The organism is Rhodococcus sp. IEGM 1409 (assembly GCF_030056735.1).
Lineage (GTDB): Bacteria > Actinomycetota > Actinomycetes > Mycobacteriales > Mycobacteriaceae > Rhodococcus_F.
Genome location: NZ_JASHKN010000001.1, coordinates 490,388 through 507,903, shown reverse-complemented (window position 1 = coordinate 507,903; position 17,516 = coordinate 490,388). Strand labels below are relative to the sequence as shown.

General features: G+C 61.3%; 15 protein-coding genes. 14 read left to right on the top strand and 1 reads right to left on the bottom strand.

All coding sequences use genetic code 11. From position 1 onward, the window contains the following. Nucleotides 1–107 precede the first annotated feature (107 nt). The 8 genes from eltD to QM716_RS02470 all read left to right on the top strand — a co-directional run bounded on the left by eltD (nucleotide 108) and on the right by QM716_RS02470 (nucleotide 9,118). Complete coding sequence (gene eltD, locus QM716_RS02505) at nucleotides 108–1,181, top strand: erythritol/L-threitol dehyrogenase (protein ID WP_283302177.1); 1,074 nt, start codon at nucleotides 108–110, stop codon at nucleotides 1,179–1,181. A 130-nt stretch (nucleotides 1,182–1,311) separates the two neighbouring features. Next, entirely contained in the window at nucleotides 1,312–2,691 is a 1,380-nt protein-coding gene (locus QM716_RS02500) for an ABC transporter substrate-binding protein (protein ID WP_283303026.1), read from the top strand. A 37-nt stretch (nucleotides 2,692–2,728) separates the two neighbouring features. After that, a complete protein-coding gene (locus tag QM716_RS02495; protein ID WP_283302176.1) occupies nucleotides 2,729–3,694 on the top strand; it encodes a carbohydrate ABC transporter permease in 966 nt (321 codons plus the stop codon). A 4-nt stretch (nucleotides 3,695–3,698) separates the two neighbouring features. Continuing rightward, nucleotides 3,699–4,565: a carbohydrate ABC transporter permease gene (locus QM716_RS02490; protein ID WP_283302175.1), complete on the top strand. Its 867-nt coding sequence runs from the start codon at nucleotides 3,699–3,701 to the stop codon at nucleotides 4,563–4,565. Next, nucleotides 4,565–5,740, top strand: a complete 1,176-nt coding sequence (locus QM716_RS02485; protein WP_283302174.1) for an ABC transporter ATP-binding protein — start codon at nucleotides 4,565–4,567, stop codon at nucleotides 5,738–5,740. Before QM716_RS02490 ends, QM716_RS02485 begins: the two co-directional genes overlap by 1 nt. Next, on the top strand, nucleotides 5,737–6,885 hold the full coding sequence (locus QM716_RS02480) for an ABC transporter ATP-binding protein (protein ID WP_283302173.1): 1,149 nt from the start codon (nucleotides 5,737–5,739) through the stop codon (nucleotides 6,883–6,885). The genes QM716_RS02485 and QM716_RS02480 overlap by 4 nt, the downstream gene beginning before the upstream one ends. 12 nt (nucleotides 6,886–6,897) lie before the next feature. Next, entirely contained in the window at nucleotides 6,898–8,646 is a 1,749-nt protein-coding gene (locus QM716_RS02475; RefSeq protein ID WP_283302172.1) for a dihydroxyacetone kinase family protein, read from the top strand. Then, entirely contained in the window at nucleotides 8,639–9,118 is a 480-nt protein-coding gene (locus QM716_RS02470) for a ribose-5-phosphate isomerase (RefSeq protein WP_283302171.1), read from the top strand. Before QM716_RS02475 ends, QM716_RS02470 begins: the two co-directional genes overlap by 8 nt. Before the next feature lie 4 nt (nucleotides 9,119–9,122). Here QM716_RS02470 and QM716_RS02465 read toward each other — a convergent pair whose 3' ends face one another. Further along, complete coding sequence (locus tag QM716_RS02465; RefSeq protein ID WP_283302170.1) at nucleotides 9,123–9,839, bottom strand: HAD family hydrolase; 717 nt, start codon at nucleotides 9,837–9,839, stop codon at nucleotides 9,123–9,125. 142 nt (nucleotides 9,840–9,981) lie between these two features. Here QM716_RS02465 and cycA point away from each other — a divergent pair, with 142 nt between their 5' ends. The 6 genes from cycA to QM716_RS02435 all read left to right on the top strand — a co-directional run bounded on the left by cycA (nucleotide 9,982) and on the right by QM716_RS02435 (nucleotide 17,465). Continuing rightward, nucleotides 9,982–11,445 (top strand): D-serine/D-alanine/glycine transporter, encoded by a 1,464-nt coding sequence (gene cycA / locus QM716_RS02460; RefSeq protein WP_283302169.1) that lies wholly within the window; start codon nucleotides 9,982–9,984, stop codon nucleotides 11,443–11,445. A gap of 122 nt (nucleotides 11,446–11,567) precedes the next feature. Then, nucleotides 11,568–12,329, top strand: coding sequence for a M23 family metallopeptidase (locus tag QM716_RS02455; protein WP_283302168.1), 762 nt, complete (start codon nucleotides 11,568–11,570; stop codon nucleotides 12,327–12,329). 125 nt (nucleotides 12,330–12,454) lie between these two features. Then, the gene (locus QM716_RS02450; protein ID WP_283302167.1) at nucleotides 12,455–13,960 is read left to right on the top strand and encodes a glutamate-cysteine ligase family protein; all 1,506 of its coding nucleotides are present in this window, start codon (nucleotides 12,455–12,457) and stop codon (nucleotides 13,958–13,960) included. A gap of 141 nt (nucleotides 13,961–14,101) precedes the next feature. Continuing rightward, entirely contained in the window at nucleotides 14,102–14,995 is an 894-nt protein-coding gene (locus tag QM716_RS02445; RefSeq protein ID WP_283302166.1) for a universal stress protein, read from the top strand. 176 nt (nucleotides 14,996–15,171) lie between these two features. Further along, nucleotides 15,172–16,212, top strand: a complete 1,041-nt coding sequence (locus QM716_RS02440; protein WP_283303024.1) for an LLM class F420-dependent oxidoreductase — start codon at nucleotides 15,172–15,174, stop codon at nucleotides 16,210–16,212. A gap of 359 nt (nucleotides 16,213–16,571) precedes the next feature. Then, the gene (locus QM716_RS02435; RefSeq protein WP_283302165.1) at nucleotides 16,572–17,465 is read left to right on the top strand and encodes a universal stress protein; all 894 of its coding nucleotides are present in this window, start codon (nucleotides 16,572–16,574) and stop codon (nucleotides 17,463–17,465) included. Nucleotides 17,466–17,516 lie beyond the last annotated feature (51 nt).

Sequence of the window (17,516 nt, the reverse complement as noted above, 5' to 3'; positions counted from 1 at the left end):
AAATCGATCCGATACTGTGACCGCCGACACATGAAATTGTGTTCATATGCAGCTACTGGACCAGCGCATTGCGCCCCATCCAGACCTGATCCCAAGAGGAGACAAAGATGTCCGAGACGATGAAGGCGGTCATCTGCCACGGTCCGCGCGACTATCGACTCGAAGAAGTGCCGAAGCCTGTACCGGGCCCTGGTGAAGCGCTGGTTCGGGTCGAAGCAGTCGGAATCTGTGCGAGTGACCTGAAGTGCTACCACGGTGCAGCAAAATTTTGGGGCGACGAAAACCGTCCGGCTTGGGCCGAGACCGAGGTCATTCCGGGGCACGAATTTGTCGGTGAGGTTGTCTCGATCGATGCGGTTGGGTCGAAGCGCTGGGGGATCCAGGTGGGCGACCGTGTGGTCTCCGAACAGATCGTTCCGTGTTGGGAATGCCGTTACTGCAAGCGCGGGCAGTATCACATGTGCCAACCGCACAACCTGTACGGATTCAAGCGAGTCACCCCTGGCGCGATGGCCGAATTCATGGTCTATCCAGTGGAAGCTTTGGTGCACAAGGTATCCAAGGATCTGCCGGCAGCACATGCTGCGTTTGCCGAGCCACTGTCGTGCTCACTGCACGCCGTGGAACGAGCTGGAATTACCTTTGACGACGTTGTCGTCGTTGCGGGCTGCGGGCCGATCGGGCTGGGGATGGTTGCCGGGGCGCGGGCAAAAAGCCCGGCGCACGTGATCGCTCTCGACATGGCACCGGAAAAGCTCGAGCTCGCCAAACTGTGCGGAGCCGACATCGTCATCAACATCGCCGACGACGATGCCGTGCAGATCGTCAAGGATCTCACCGATGGTTATGGAGCCGATGTCTATCTCGAGGGGACAGGCCATCCGTCTGCAGTTCCCCAGGGCCTCAACATCTTGCGTAAGCTCGGCACCTACGTCGAATACGGGGTGTTCAAAGACGACGTCAGCGTCGACTGGAGCATTATCAGCGACGACAAGGAACTTGACGTCCTCGGGGCGCACCTGGGGCCCGACTGCTGGCCGGCCGCAATCCGGATGATCGAGTCAGGCCTGCTGCCGATGGACAAGATCTGCACGCATCAGCTTCCGTTGGAAGACTTCCAGAAGGGACTCGATCTGGTGGCCAGTGGCACCGAGTCCGTAAAGGTTTCACTGATTCCCTGACGGTTCGCACACCCGACCTGTGCCGCAGGTCGTTCGAGATCCCCACTCATCCATTCAGCGGAGAATCAACATGAGTCGTTTCACACCCCGCGTCCCATTCAGCGGTGGTCCACAGCTCTCGCGTCGAGAGATGCTGCGGGCGTTCGGTATCGCGGGGATGGCTGCCGCGAGCGTGCCCATACTTTCCGCCTGTGGCGTCGGTGGTGGTGAGAAGCCGACCAACGGAGCGTCGGAGGTGACAGGCGGATTCAATTGGCGGGCGCTCGAAGGTACGAGCATAAATATCCTGCAAACCCCGCACCCGTATCAGCAGGCGTTGCAGCCACTGCTCGCTGATTTCACCGAATTGACCGGTATCACAGTCAAAGCCGATCTGGTGCCGGAGGCCGACTATTTCACCAAGCTCAACACCGAACTTGCTGGTGGTACCGGCAAGCACGATGTATTCATGCTCGGTGCGTACTTCATCTGGCAGTACGGGCCGCCGGCCTGGCTCGAGGATCTGCAGCCGTGGCTCGAGAACACATCGGCCACCAGCGACGAGTACGACTTCGAAGATATCTACGAGGGGCTGCGAACCTCTACCCGTTGGGATTTCGAACTGGGATCTCCACTCGGAACCGGTGGGCAATGGGCACTGCCGCTCGGATTCGAGAACAACGTCGTCACGTACAACAAGAGGATCTTCGACGGCAAGGGCATTACGCTTCCCGACACATTCGACGGATTGATCCAACTTGCAACGGATCTCACGGATCGAAGTGAGAACGTCTACGGAATCGCCACACGAGGCTCGAAGTCCTGGGCGACGATTCACCCGGGGTTCATGACACAGTTCACCCGCGAGGGTGCGAAGGACTACGAATTTCGGGGTGGCGAGTTGGTGGCGACCATGGATTCGGACAAGGCTGTCGCCTTCACCGAGAAGTGGATCGACATGATGCACGCTGCCGGACCGACCTCGTGGACAACGTACGACTATCCGCAGGCAACAGGCGATCTCGGTGACGGCAAGGCAATGATGGTCTACGACGCGGACAGTGCGACGTACCCGAAGAACAAAGCCGGAGCCAGTCGCGAAGCGGGTAACCTCGCTTGGTACCCGGGTCCAGCGGGCCCGGACGGGAGTTACGCGACCAACCTGTGGACGTGGTCGTTGGCCATGAATGCGCGTTCCGAGAAAAAGCATGCGGCATGGCTTTTCCTGCAGTGGGCCACCAGTAAGGGAACTCTCAACGACGCGGTCAAATCAGGCATCTTCGCGAACCCCGTGCGCAAGTCCGTGTTCGACGAAACTTTCAAACAGGAAGTCGGCGAAGGTATGCCGGGCTATCTCGAAACATTCGAGACGGTGATCGGCAGTTCCAAGATCCAGTTCACGCCTCAGAAGAAGTTCTTCGACACCACCGAGGACTGGGCTGTCGCGCTGCAGGACATCTACGGAGGCAAGGACGCGAAATCGGCACTGTCCTCGCTCGCCAAGACCAACACATCCAAGGTAAACCTCTGATCCGCGGCGGATCACCGGAGCAAGGGAGTAAGGAAAAGTGACTACCCAATCCACCCGTCCGCCGTCGGAGGCTCACTCCGCGAAACCGGCAGGCGCACCGTCCCGCAACGTCGAGCCTCCCGAAGTGCCGATGTGGCGACGTAAGTTGCGCCCCTACATCCTCTCGATTCCGGCTGTGGTGATCGTTGTCGGAATTCTCTATCCGTTTGTGATCGGCGCGTACTACTCGTTCTTGAATTACGCGGCAGTGAACCCGGATCCGCAGTTCGTGTGGTTCAAGAACTTCGCGAGTGTCCTGGGCGACTCGAGTTTCTGGACCAGCGTGCGTGTGACCGGAGTCTTCGCCATTGTCGCCACGGCGGTCGAGACGGTGATCGGTGTCGGCATCGCGTTACTGCTCAACCGTTCGAGCTTGATCGGGAAGATCTTCGAGAAAGTGCTGATCCTTCCGTTGATGATCGCACCGGTCATCGCCGGCGTGATCTGGAAGCTGATGTTCAACCCGCAGTTCGGAATTCTGAATCACGTTCTGGGGCTCGGTAACACATTCGACTGGTTGAGCAGTCAGAACGCCCTGTGGTCCGTTATTCTGGTGGACCTGTGGATCTTCACTCCCTTCGTGGCGATTCTTGTTCTCGCCGGCATGCGTTCGTTACCGAAGGAGCCGTTCGAAGCGTCCGAGGTAGACGGTGCCAGTTGGTTCTACATGTTCCGCAGGCTCATGCTGCCCATGTTGTGGCCCTACATCCTGGTCGCCGTGATCTTCCGATTCATGGACAACCTCAAAGTGTTCGACGCGGTGTACGTCCTGACTGCGGGTGGACCAGGACTGTCCACCCGAACGCTCCAGATCGGTGCGTTCGAGGATTCGATCATCAATCTCGACTATTCCCGCGGCAGCACCTACATGTTCTTGCTGTGGATCATCGTGTTCGTCACCGCGCGCTATCTGGTGAGCGTGTTGGGCAAGGCGCAGCGTCGTGCTGCCGGAGCGGAGTCGTAAAGTCATGGCCAGTGAATTGATGCCAGGCCAGAAGAGGTTCACGGTGGGTGCCGTAGCCGCGGACATCGTGTTGGTCGGGTGGTTCGTCTTCTCGCTCTTTCCCATCCTGTGGATGTTTCTGCTGGCGCTGAAGACTCCGGCCGAGCAGACCACCACATACTTCAAGTTCAGTCCCACGTTCGAGAACTTCGGAACCGTGCTGAGTCAGAAGGGCACGGATCTGACGAGTGTCGACTTCAAGTCGGCTCTGCTGACCAGCTTGATCAATTGTGGTGGTGCTGTTCTGGTTTCGTTGGCTATCGGCATTCCGGCTGCGTATGCTGCCGGACGTTGGAAGTACAAGGGATCCAACGATTTGATGTTCAACATGCTTTCCTTCCGCTTTGCGCCGGAGCTGATGGTGATCGTCCCGCTGTTCGTCATCTACAACCAGATCGGGTTGTTCGACACCAAGCTCGGGATGGTGTGGGTTCTTCAATTGGTGACGATGCCTCTGGTGGTCTGGATCTTGCGATCGTATTTCGAAGATCTGCCTGAAGATCTCGAACAGGCGGCCCTCCTGGACGGGTACACGCGCAAGCGCGCCTTCGTCATGGTGGCGCTTCCACTTGTTCGTCCGGGAATTGCCGCAGCAGCGCTACTTTCGTTCATCTTCGCGTGGAACAACTACGTTTTCCCTCTCATCCTCGCCGACAGCAACGCCGGAACGGTCACCGTCGCAGTGACCAAGTTCCTCGGTGGTGGCGGACAGGCCTACTACAACCTGACAGCTGCGGCTGCGGTGATCGCTGCTCTACCGCCGCTGATTCTGGCGTTGACGATCCAGCGATACCTTGTCCGCGGACTGTCGTTCGGGGCGGTGAAATCCTGATGGTCGCACTTACTGTCAAAGCATTGACCAAACACTACGGAAAGACCGTGGGCATCGACGGCATCGACCTCGACGTGGCAGACGGTGAATTCCTCGTCATTCTGGGACCTTCGGGCGCAGGCAAGACCACGACGCTCAAGTCGATAGCCGGACTCGTCGAAGTCGACGATGGCACGGTCGACATCGGGGGAGTGGACATGACGCTGGTCGAGCCCTACCACCGTAACGTCGCCATGGCCTTCGAGAGCTACGCACTGTACCCGCAAAAGACAGTGTCCGAGAATCTTGCGTCACCACTCAAGTCCGGTCGAACCGGAAAATACTCGGAGGTCGAGCAGAAGCGCCGTATCGACACCGTCACCAAGACCTTGGGAATCAACCACCTTCTCGAGCGCTTCCCACGGGAACTCTCGAACGGGCAGCGGCAGCGAGTTGCTCTCGGGCGAGTGTTGGTACGGCCGGCCGACGTGTACCTTCTCGACGAACCGCTCTCACATCTCGATGCCAAACTGCGTGCGGCGATGCGTGCCGAATTGCGCCAACTCGGTCAGATGTCCAACACCACAACGGTATACGTGACACACGACTATCAAGAAGCGCTGGCGTTGGGTGATCGTATCGCGATCCTGCGGGAGGGGCGGCTGGTCCAGATCGACACACCGGCGAACATCTGGCATGCGCCCGCTGACACCTTCGTTGCGCGCTCGCTCGGCCAACCCGAGATCAACGTGTTCGAGGCAGTAGTCGACGGGGCAGCGCTCCGGGTGCTCGGAACCGATCTGGAGGTCGGGATTCCGTCGGACATCACGATATCTACGTCGGCTGGAGCTCGAATCGGTATCCGACCGTGTGACATCGAGATTCGGGCAGATTTTTCGCGGAACTCCGGTTCGGTGGCCGTACGCGGCCGTATCCAACTGGTGGAGCGCCTCGGCCGCAATGTCGAACTCTCGATAGATCTCGGCGGCGGGGTCACGATGATCGGTCTGTCGTCGGGTGGTTCGCTCGCGGTCGAAGGTGCCGAGATCGTTGTGGAAGTGGCTCGCCAGAACATTCACCTGTTCGAGGGAGCACCCGAGGGAACAGACAGTCGACGACTCGGCAGCGCGATCGCCGGCACCGGTAGGACCGGCGACAGTGTAACGACCCACGCAGCACAGGAGGACAGGCGATGACCACTACCGCCGATAGCCGTCGCGTCACGAAGGTCGCGCAATCACTCACCCTGGACAACCTGGAGAAGACCTACTCTTCACGCGGGCGGGCAACATTCCATGCGGTCAAAGGAATCGACCTGCACATCGAACCGGGTGAGTTGGTCGCCCTGCTCGGTCCTTCGGGATGCGGCAAGACGACAACCCTTCGGATGATCGCCGGACTGGAGACCGTCTCGAGCGGGGAGATCTTGATCGGTGACCGGAAGATAAGTCAGCTGGCACCCGGGAAACGAGGCGTGGGGGTTGGATTCGAGAGCTATGCTTTGTATCCGCCGCTCTCGGTGCGCGACAACCTCTCGTACGGATTGAAAGCCCGAAAAGTAGCGGGCGCAGACGAACTGGTGTCCACCATTGCCCGTCGTCTCGAGATGGAGGACATACTCGACTTGCGTCCGGCAGGATTGTCGAGCGGGCAGAAGCAGCGGGTTGCACTCGCTCGGGCGCTTGTGCGCAATCCGCCGGTGCTGCTCCTCGACGAACCGCTCTCGCACCTCGACGCGTCGGCGCGGCAACGGGTTCGGCGTGAACTGAAGATGCTGCAACGCGAATTCGGCTACACCACAATCGTGGTCACCCACGACCAGGTCGAAGCGCTGAGCTTGGCAGACCGGCTTGCGGTGATGGACGGTGGCATCATCCAGCAGTACGGCACTCCTGACGAGGTGTTCGACGATCCGGCCAACATCTTCGTGGCGGAGTTCGTGGGCGAACCGCAGATCAACATGTTCGACGGAAGTGTGCGCCTCGAGAACGGATCTGCGGTTGTTGCCATAGGCTCGGCTGGTACCTTACCGGTCTCGACACGCAATGTCGTTGAGGGTCAGTCGGTTCGGGTCGGAGTTCGCCCCCAGGACATGACTATGGTGCCGGGACCTGCCGGGCATCGGCAGATCACGGTGCACGTGAAGCATTTCGAGCACCTGATGGAGTTCGGGTTGGTACAGGTGAACGCAGCGGGAACCGAGTCGACTGGCTCGGGATCAACGCTGATGGTTCAGACGCCGGCCCACGAGAGGTTTGCAGCAGGTGACGAGTGCGCTGCGACTGCTCTTCCTGAACGTGTCTATCTATTCGACCCCGAAACCGGAAATCGACTGCGTTAGAGGTATTTTGTCATGACTCGGCTATTCAACGATCCCGCGACATTTACGGAAGACATGCTCGAGGGTTTCCTCGACGCCAACTCCGACTATGTTGTCGGTGTGCCAGGCGGTGTAGTACGGGCACAGGAGACACGACCGGGCAAGGTTGCGGTCGTCGTAGGTGGCGGTTCCGGTCACTATCCCGCGTTCTGTGGTGTTGTCGGGCCGGGGTTCGCCGACGGTGCAGTGGTGGGAAATATCTTCACGTCTCCCTCCGCAGCGGAGGCGACCTCCGTCGCTCGCGCTGTCGACAGCGGTGCCGGGGTGCTTCTGACCACCGGAAATTACGCGGGTGACGTGATGAACTTCTCGCTCGCAGTGAAAGCTTTGGCGCACGAGGGAATTGATGCTCGATACCTGCCGGTCACCGACGATATTGCGAGTGCATCGGCGGAGGACATCACGAAGCGGCGGGGAATCGCCGGTGATTTCACGGTGTTCAAGATCGCGTCGGCTGCTGCGGAAGCGGGGTACAACCTCGACGAGGTGCAGCGAGTAGGTCGCGCGGCGAACGACAACACTCGAACACTCGGTGTTGCTTTCGGCGGATGCACCCTGCCGGGCGCGGATCACCCACTGTTCACGGTGGAAACCGGAATGATGGATCTGGGGCTGGGTATTCACGGAGAACCGGGTGTATCCACGCACGAGATGCCAAGTGCCGCAGAACTGGCGCGACTATTGGTCGACGGCGTGCTTGCCGAACGACCGGACGGTACCGGGACACGCGTCGGTGCGATCCTCAACGGGCTCGGGCGTACCAAGTACGAGGAATTGTTCGTGGTCTGGGGAACCGCGTCGAAGCTGTTGCGGGAGGCCGGATACACGATTGTCTCGCCGGAGGTCGGAGAGTTGGTGACCAGTCTGGACATGGCCGGTTGTTCACTGACGCTCATGTGGCTGGACGAGGAACTCGAATCGTTCTGGACCGCAGCCGCGGACACTCCGGCATTTCGGCGCGGAACATTGGGTGTGGCAACACGATCAGGGGAGCGTCGTACGACCACTTCCGTGCAAGAGACGTCCGGTGTGAGCGCTGCGGGCGACGACCAGGGGCGGTTGTGCGGAGAAACTGTGGCTACGGCGATCGAGGCTCTCGCTCGGGTGATGGCGGTCAACGAAGAAGAACTGGGCCGCATCGATGCGGTGGCAGGCGATGGAGACCACGGGCGCGGGATGGTTCGGGGAACCGAATACGCGACGCTGGCAGCGCAGGCCGCAGCCGCGCAGGGTGGCGGTCCACAAGGAGTTCTGACTGCAGCGGGTGAAGCCTGGGCAGCAAAGGCAGGCGGGACGTCCGGCGTGCTGTGGGGTGCCGCGCTTACGGCGATGGGAACCAGGCTGGGTGACAAGGGACAACCAGGCGCCCATGACCTGGCTGACGGTGTACGGGCGGGCTATGACGCGATAGTGGCGCTCGGTGGAGCAAAACCAGGCGACAAGACGATGCTCGACGCTCTGTGGCCGTTCGTGGAAACCTTAAGTGCCGCAGTCGGAAACGGGGTCCCCACGGCGCAGGCGTGGGACGAAGCCGCCGTCGTTGCCCAGACCGCAGCCGACGCCACGGCGCAATTGCGCCCGCTGGTGGGTCGGGCACGACCGCTGGCAGAACGGAGCGTCGGGACCCCGGATGCCGGCGCGATATCGATGGCGATGTGTGTCCGTACCGTCGCTGATTTCTTGAACACGAACTCTGAACGCAAGGAGCACGATCATGGCTGAGCGACTTCGTATCGTCGTCGGTTGCGACGACGCCGGCTTGGAGTACAAGCAGGCACTCAAGGCCGACCTCGAAGCCGACGACCGCGTGGAGGTGGTGACCGATGTCGGCGTCGGGAACGACGAGCACACTGCGTACCCGCACGTTGCTGTCACCGCCGCCAAGTTGGTGGCCGAGGGCAAAGCCGACCGGGCGCTCCTCGTGTGTGGAACAGGATTGGGCGTCGCTATCAGTGCCAACAAGGTGCCGGGGATCCGGGCGGTGACTGCCCACGACAGTTTCTCGGTGGAGAGATCGGTTCTCAGCAACAACGCACAGGTCTTGTGTTTCGGGCAGCGAGTGGTCGGACTCGAACTCGCCAGACGACTGGCGAAGGAGTGGTTGGGCTACCACTTCGACACTCGGAGCGCCTCTGCCGAGAAGGTTGCTGCGATCGGCGAATACGAGACTGCGGGTAAGCCCCGCGACTGCTGATCGCTCAGAGCAGGCCGAACTTCCGGACCGCGTCGAGTAGTGCGTGCGGGCGTTCGGTCGTCGGCAGGGGATCGACGAGTGCGAACTGGCAACCGATGTCTCGGGCAGCGCCGTCGGCCACGTCGCTGTCGCCGACCATCAATGTCTGCGCCGCATCCACATCGAGTTGCGCCAGTGCGTATTCGAAGATTGCGGGCTCCGGTTTGACGGCGCCCACCTCGAACGAGAGGACGAACTCGTCGACCCAGACATCCCAGCCTCGGTCGACGAACGCCGGACGGATGTCGAAGGCGATGTTGCTCAGAACCGCGGTTCGTATGCCCTTCTCCGACAATGACTTCAGGACCTCGCCGGTGTCCGGGTAAGGCGACCACTGGTCCGGATCTACCAGCAGGGCGTAGAAAGCCTCGGCGCGAACCGGATCGGGCACTCCGGACTTGCTCAACACGTCGAGGTATGCCTGACGATGCAACTTAGGATCCCGGTCGCGGTTCTCCCACGCGTAGATCCCGGCTTCGTCCATCTCGACGGTTCTACCCACCGGCGCGGTCATCCGGCGCATCAGCTCGGCTTGAGCATGCACGTCGAGCGGATCACCTTGGTGATCGACGAGGTGCTCGTTCCAATCGTCGCTCTCCTCCAAACGGAAGAGGGTTCCGGAGAAATCGAACAGCGTCGCGGCGATATGTCCGTCTTGATGGGCCGTGCTGTCAGTGTTCACCTCGACAGGTTATCGGCGTCCGCTTTCCGATGCGCGATGTGAGCCAGTGCACGCGTACTTTGAGAGGGCACATTTTCCGAGGTTCCCCCGACGGGCGTGATTTCGACGCCCCGGATGAACCGAATGACGAGGGGGATCCTCCGTGTCCGACCACGCGAATACACCAGACCTGACGAAGCCGTCCGGCGAAGACCCCCACCTCTCACGTCAGCTGTCCAACCGGCATATCCAGCTGATCGCCATCGGTGGGGCCATCGGCACCGGACTCTTCATGGGATCGGGCAAGACGATCTCTCTCGCCGGGCCTTCCGTGATCTTCGTGTACATGATCATCGGCTTCATGCTCTTCTTTGTCATGCGTGCGATGGGGGAGTTGCTGCTCTCGAACATGGCGTACAAGTCGTTCTCGGACTTCGCCGCTGATCTGCTGGGACCCTGGGCGGGATTTTTCACCGGCTGGACGTACTGGTTCTGTTGGATCGTCACCGGCATCGCCGACGTCATCGCGATTTCCGGCTACTTCAAATACTGGTGGCCAGGTCTCGCGGCGTGGATTCCCGCTTTGCTGACGATCGCGGCACTACTCCTCCTGAACTTGCCGACGGTGAAGGCCTTCGGTGAAACCGAGTTCTGGTTCGCGCTGATCAAGATCATCGCCATCGTCAGCCTGATCATCGTCGGCATCGTCATGGTCGTCTCCGGGTTCACGGCGCCGAACGGTGCCACCTCCGGTATCGACAATCTCTGGAACGACGGCGGCATGTTCCCGACCGGATTCATGGGATTCGTGGCCGGCTTCCAGATCGCCGTGTTCGCATTCGTGGGTATCGAACTGGTCGGCACGACAGCAGCCGAGGCGAAGGACCCGGAGAAGAACCTGCCGAAGGCCATCAACTCCATCCCCATTCGTGTGCTGCTGTTCTACGTCATTGCGCTGACCGTGATCATCGCGGTGACTCCGTGGCGTGAAATCAGCGCAGACAAGAGTCCGTTCGTCGCCATGTTCACCCTCGCCGGCCTCGGCATCGCTGCATCGGCCATCAACTTCGTCGTGCTGACCTCCGCCGCATCTTCGGCGAACTCGGGTATCTACTCCACCTCGCGCATGGTGTTCGGCCTTGCACAAGAGGGCGACGCACCGAGGGCTCTCGGCAAGCTGAACTCACGCAAGGTTCCCGCGAACGCCCTGATGTTCTCCTGCATCTTCCTGCTGGCGTCGCTGATCCTGCTGTTCTCGGGCGATTCCGTGATCGAGGCCTTCACCGTCGTCACGACCATCTCGGCGCTGCTGTTCATGTTCGTGTGGACGATCATCCTGGCGAGCTACATGGTGTACCGGAAGCGACGTCCGCACTTGCACGAGACGTCGAAGTTCAAGATGCCCGGCGGCATCGTGATGTGCTGGGTCGTGCTCGCGTTCTTCGTCTTCATCCTCTGGGCACTGACAACCAAGGACGACACCCTGCAGGCACTTGTCGTCACGCCGATCTGGTTCGTCGTTCTGGGTATCGCGTGGGCGATCATCCGGCGCCGACCCGCTCACCGGGCACGATACGAGGCTTTCAAGTCAGAACTGGACGCCAGCCGACAGAACGGCGAGAAATAGTTTCGGTCAAGATCGGGTAACGGTGGCGGCCGCCTTGATCAAACTGTTACATTCTTCGGCAGACAGAGGAGCGGGCTTCATCAGAAGGACGCTGCACGCCGACGACTGACGGAGTACTCACTGTGGGAAACCACCACCGCACGGGCAATGACGATGTTGTCTTCGAGATCGATCCCGAGGCAGCAAGCGGCCGCCACCGCACCCCGTCGTCTGGCCCTGGTGCTGGTGTCAAGGCAGGTGTCGTAGCTGCGGCTACCGGTGCACTCCTCGTCGGTGCAGGCCAGATGGGTGCAGGAACCGCTGCTGCGGCGCCGGCAACACAGACCATCGCGGGCTTCGAAATCCCGCAGGGTCTGCTTCCCGAGGGCGTTGTCGTTCCGGCTGAATTGGCGGCTCTTCCGGCTCCCGAGCTTCCCGATTTTGCAGCTGACCTCAACACGCAGGCACAGCAGTTCCTCGCGGGTATCAATCCCGGCACGTCCGCTCGCACGGTGCAGCCGGTGTCCGGAACGCTGACCTCCACCTTCGGTTCGCGCTGGGGCGCACACCACGGCGGTCTCGACATCGCAGCCCCGATCGGTACGCCGATCCTGGCTGCAGCCGACGGCCAGGTCATCGACGCCGGCCCGGCGTCAGGTTTCGGCCTCTGGGTCCGCGTCCAGCACGACGACGGCACGGTCACCACGTACGGCCACGTCAACGACTACCAGGTCAACGTCGGCCAGCGCGTCAACGCCGGCCAGCAGATCGCCACCGTCGGTAACCGTGGTCAGTCCACCGGCCCGCACCTGCACTTCGAGGTCGCCGAGAACGGCGCAAAGGTCGATCCGGCAGCGTGGCTGCAGGCCCGCGGCGTTGCTGTCACCTGGGTCGACAACTCGTAAGAAAATTTCTGCCAGAACTGCGGTGGCGCCGGGAAATTCTTCCTGGTGCCACCGCAGTTCTCGTTCGTGGGTGACATCGGCCGGATAGCCTTCAGTGACGTTGATCGTCGAAGGGGGAAGGCGCGATGGGTGCAGAGGTCACGGCGAGAGAATTCACCAGAGCCGACCGCAGGCTCTTTCGTAAGAAGGTGCGCTCGTGTGTCGACGCCATGAAGCAGATGCTCGACGGTGGTGACTTTCGGGACGCCGTCGACAAGCCGGCGCCGCTGCTGGGTATGGAGATCGAATTCAACCTGGTGAACGGGGACATGGCTCCTGCGATGTCGAATCGTGAAGTACTCGAATCCATCGACGACGCTGCGGTTTTCCAAACCGAGCTCGGACAGTTCAACGTCGAGATGAACGTCGAACCCGGCCCACTCACCGGTGACGCGACTTTCGAATTGGAGAAGAAACTGCGGGCATCCCTCGATGTCGCTGACGCGCGAATCCACGCGCACGACGCCGAGATGGTGATGATCGGGATGCTGCCGACGCTGCAGCTCGAGCATCTCGATCGAGAGTGGATCACCGCCAACCCGCGCTACGAATTGCTCAACGAGCAGATTTTTGCCGCGCGAGGAGAGGACATCGAACTCGACGTCGAAGGTGTCGCGCTGCCTGGCGGCGACGTGGAAATTCTTCGGGCCGATACCAATTCGGTGGTGCCGGAGGCGGCGTGTACGTCCATGCAGTTGCATCTGCGCGTGGCGCCGGAAGAGTTTGCCGCGCACTGGAATGCCGCGCAGTGTCTGGCCGGAGTGCAAGTGGCGTTGGCGGCCAATTCTCCTTTCCTGGCAGGCAAGGCACTCTGGCACGAATCGCGCATTCCGATCTTCGAACAGGCTACGGACACGCGAACTTTCGAGCTCAAGAACCAAGGTGTGCGTCCGCGGGTGTGGTTCGGTGAGCGGTGGATCCATTCGGTGCTCGACCTGTTCGAGGAGAACTCGCGGTATTTCCCGGCCTTGCTGCCAGATGTGTCGGACACCGATCCACTGGAAGTGCTCGCGGCGGGCGGGGTTCCGGAGTTGAGCGAGCTTCAGATGCACAACGGCACGGTCTACCGGTGGAACCGACCGGTGTACGACTGCTCGGATGGCAAGCCGCACTTGCGTATCGAGAATCGGGTGCTGCCGGCCGGACCGACCGTCGTCGACATCATGGCCAATGCAGCCTTCTACTACGGAACCGTTCGGGCACTGGTTAACGCGGAGCGGCCACTGTGGTCGCACATGTCTTTTCACGCGGCGGAAGAGAACCTGCACATCGGCGCCAAGTACGGACTCGACGCGACCCTGTACTGGCCGGAGATCGGCTGGGTCGGTGCCGACGAGTTGATATTGCGAAGGCTGCTGCCGTTGGCGCACGAGGGCTTGGCGGACTTCGGATTGTCCGCCGCCGCCCGCGATCGGTACCTCGGCGTCATCGAAGGGCGATGCATGAATCGGCAGACCGGTGCGGCCTGGCAACGAGAGCATGTTGCACGGGCGGAGGCTTCGGGCGCGGACCGCTCGACTGCGCTCACCGGAATGCTCCGCGGTTACGTGGAGAACATGCGCACGGGAGATCCTGTTCACACCTGGTCCTGATTGCTCTGCTAATTCCCCTATCCGTCAACAGTTTCGGGGACTTAAGTCCCCGAAATGCAGAGGGGGTGACCCCAAAAAAGCCGGACAAGTGGGATGGTTAGAGTGAAAGTTGCTCGGTTACTTCTTCAGGAAGGTGGGCACATGAGTTCACGCGAACATAACAGTGTTGTTGTCGGAGTCGAGGGTTCGGACACTGCGTCCACCGCGCTCCGCGAAGCCGCGAAAATCGCCGCCCAGCGCGAATTGCGACTCGACATCATCCACGCTCTCGACTTCGCGCCGTACGGTTTCGGTGGACCGTACGTCGACGCGGGTGGGGTGTACGAATGGGTCGAAGAGGCCGGAAAAGCGATCTTGGCTGAGGCGGAACAGTTCGCCCGTGAGATCGATCCGAAACTCGAAGTTCACACCGAAATCGCCATCGGCAGCGCAACCCAGTGGTTGATCGAGAGTTCGGCACAGGCCAGGCGGGTAGTTGTCGGAGCTTCTGCATCAGGCAAAGCGGCAACGGCAGTACTCGGCAATACCGCAGTCGGGGTGGCCAGTCACGGCAAGTGCCCGGTGATCGTCGTCCGAGACCGCGACGGCGCGGTCCCCTCGGAGGGGCCGGTCGTGGTCGGCGTCGACGGCAGCGCGCTCAGTGCGCAGGCCGTAGGTGCCGCATTCGAGGAAGCGGCCTTCCGCGGCGCCGAGTTGGTGGCGCTGCACGTGTGGAGCGACCTCGGGAGCGCGGCATTCGAAGATCCGAGGGCCGCTGCACTTGCACCGCAGTCTCTCGAGGAGGAAGAGCACGCAATTCTCAGCGAGAGCTTGGCGGGTTGGTCCGAGCAGTACCCGGACGTGAAGGTCCGGCGCGAGGTCTACCTCGACAACCCACGTGGACGGCTGCTGGACTGGTCGGCAAAAGCGCAGCTCGTGGTCGTCGGAAGCCGTGGCCGCGGTGGATTCCGCGGCATGCTGCTCGGCTCGACCAGCAACACTCTGATCGCTTCGGCCAAGTGCCCCGTCATGGTGGTTCGCCCCGAAGAATCCTGACCCTCTTCAACCTCTCCCGCTACCCCGTTCATTTCGGTCATCGAATATGAACGGGGTAGTCACATGAATGCGGACTCAGGTTCCGTAGTGTTCGATGTGAGTAAGTGTTCGATGGGAGTACCACTGCCCGTGTGCGCGTCGCACACGGCAGCAATCGTCAGGATTGGGGTTACAACGTGCGTATCGGTATGGGTTTGAACTACAGCGGCGGGTTCGCCGAAACCGTCGAAGAGGTCGGTGACCTGGAGAAGGCGGGCCTGGACATCGCTTTCGTTCCGGAAGCGTATTCCTTCGACGCGGTCAGCCAGCTCGGCTACCTGGCGGCCAAGACGTCGACCATCGAACTCGCATCGGGAATCTTCCAGATCTACACCCGTACGCCCTCGTTGACCGCGATGACGGCAGCGGGCCTGGACTTCGTCTCCAACGGCCGCTTCGTGATGGGCCTCGGTGCTTCCGGACCGCAGGTTATCGAGGGATTCCACGGCGTCAAGTACGACGCTCCGCTGGGACGCACCCGTGAGGTCGTCGAGATCTGCCGCCAGGTGTGGCGCCGCGAGAAGGTCGAATACCAGGGCAAGTATTACCAGGTTCCGCTCCCCGCCGAGAAGGGCACCGGGCTGGGTAAGCCGCTCAAGCTGATCAATCATCCTGTGCGTGAGCGCATCCCGATCCTGATCGCTTCGCTCGGACCCAAGAACGTCGAGCTGACGGCCGAGATCGCCGAAGGTTGGGAGCCGATCTTCTTCCATCCGGAGAAGGCGGCAAGTGTCTGGGGTGAGCCGATCGCCAAGGGCAAGGCCAAGCGCGATCCGAGCCTCGGCGAGCTTCAGGTTTACGCGTCGCCGGCGCTCGCCATCGGTGACGACGTCGACCACATGCTCGACTGGGTACGCCCGAGCCTTGCGCTCTACATCGGCGGCATGGGCGCCAAGGGCAAGAACTTCTACAACGATCTCGCTGTGCGTTACGGCTACGAAGAGGCAGCCGAGAAGATCCAGGATCTCTACCTCGCGGGCAAGAAGGACGAAGCCGCAGCAGCAGTCCCGGACGAACTGGTTCGTGCCGTGTCGTTGATCGGTCCCGAGAGCTACGTCAGGGAACGCGTCGCAGCCTTCGCCGAAGCCGGTGTCACGACGCTCAACGTCTCGCCGTTGGCGGCCGATCGCAACGGCCGTGTCCAGCTGATCGAGAAGTTCCGCAAGATTTGTGACTGACCGTGCCGTGCGCCTTTATTAACCGCCGGCGGTTAATAAAGGCGCACAGCAGAGCGGGTGATTCGGGATCTCTTGCGCACGAAACCCGATTTTGGGCGCTTGTTGACAGGACTTTCTGCACTTCTGACCGGTCGGGTTCTTCACCTAACGTGGATTGGGTAGCCAGGGTTCGCGTGCGAATCCGGCACCGGTGGCCTCGTTGACGCCCGAAAAGGGATGTTGGCGGGGCCGTTGCCGCAGTCCACCCGAACACCCAATGTCCGATTCGGGACTCGCGTCGGCTGATGAATCCTTTTTGCCGTCATTGGGCAATAGTGTGAGGGCGAAGAGATTCTGTGGTCGATAGTGGAGGGACGAACATGAGTGCAACCAAACCCGTCGTCGTAGCAGTGGACGGTTCGGAATCGGCGTCGTCGGCTGTCGTCTGGGCGGCTCGAACGGCAGTGGCGCTCGGTCGTCCTCTCCACATCGCGACGGTGGTGCATATCCCCGCCTTCTACTACTCCGAGCCGTACCTCGCCGAGAGCTTCAAGGACGAACTGCGCCGCACTGCCACCGCTCGTCTGGACAGCGCACAGATCCTCGCGCGCCAGAGCATCGACGACGACCTCGAGATCGTCGCCGAACTTCTCGACGGCAGTGTCTCCGATCGGCTGATCGAATTGTCCAAGAGTGCGTACATCATTGCGCTCGGACCCCGCGGACACGGTGAATTCACCGGACTGGTTGTCGGTTCCGCGACGGTGTCCGTGGTCTCGCACGGCGAATCACCGGTTGCGGTTGTCAGAGGGCGGACGCTCGACGGGCGACCGCCGACCGAAGGCCCCGTCGTCGTCGGCGTCGATGGATCCGAGAGCAGCATCGAGGCAGTCGAGCATGCTTTCGAGCAGGCTTCCGCGAGGGGCGCCACCTTGATTGCGGTCAACGTGTGGAGTGACGTGAGTGTGCAGCCCTCGCTGGGCGCCACCCCGGAGGACCCACTGTGGAGCAGCATCCAGACGGGTGAGGAAGTTGTGCTCGCCGAGCAACTGGCCGGATTCACCGAGCGTTACCCGGACGTCGTCGTCGAGAGGGTCGTCGCGCGTGACCGTCCAGTCCGGGTTCTGAGCGAATACGCGGAGACGGCGCAATTGATAGTCGTCGGCAGCCGTGGGCGCGGCGGATTCGCGGGAATGCTCCTCGGATCGACCAGTCGGGCGCTCCTGCACACTGCCGATTGCCCGGTTCTCATCGTCCGACACGTCAACAAGTGAAGAGAATGCATTCAATGAGTTCTGAGTCCACCATCTCCGGTACCGTTCGAC

What these genes read in the sequence shown, in the direction of transcription:
- eltD (WP_283302177.1), top strand. Translation starts at nt 108, where the DNA reads ATGTCCGAGACGATGAAGGCGGTCATCTGCCACGGTCCGCGCGACTAT.
- QM716_RS02500 (WP_283303026.1), top strand. Translation starts at nt 1,312, where the DNA reads ATGCTGCGGGCGTTCGGTATCGCGGGGATGGCTGCCGCGAGCGTGCCC.
- QM716_RS02490 (WP_283302175.1), top strand. Translation starts at nt 3,699, where the DNA reads ATGGCCAGTGAATTGATGCCAGGCCAGAAGAGGTTCACGGTGGGTGCC.
- QM716_RS02485 (WP_283302174.1), top strand. Translation starts at nt 4,565, where the DNA reads ATGGTCGCACTTACTGTCAAAGCATTGACCAAACACTACGGAAAGACC.
- QM716_RS02480 (WP_283302173.1), top strand. Translation starts at nt 5,737, where the DNA reads ATGACCACTACCGCCGATAGCCGTCGCGTCACGAAGGTCGCGCAATCA.
- QM716_RS02475 (WP_283302172.1), top strand. Translation starts at nt 6,898, where the DNA reads ATGACTCGGCTATTCAACGATCCCGCGACATTTACGGAAGACATGCTC.
- QM716_RS02470 (WP_283302171.1), top strand. Translation starts at nt 8,639, where the DNA reads ATGGCTGAGCGACTTCGTATCGTCGTCGGTTGCGACGACGCCGGCTTG.
- QM716_RS02450 (WP_283302167.1), top strand. Translation starts at nt 12,455, where the DNA reads ATGGGTGCAGAGGTCACGGCGAGAGAATTCACCAGAGCCGACCGCAGG.
- QM716_RS02445 (WP_283302166.1), top strand. Translation starts at nt 14,102, where the DNA reads ATGAGTTCACGCGAACATAACAGTGTTGTTGTCGGAGTCGAGGGTTCG.
- QM716_RS02435 (WP_283302165.1), top strand. Translation starts at nt 16,572, where the DNA reads ATGAGTGCAACCAAACCCGTCGTCGTAGCAGTGGACGGTTCGGAATCG.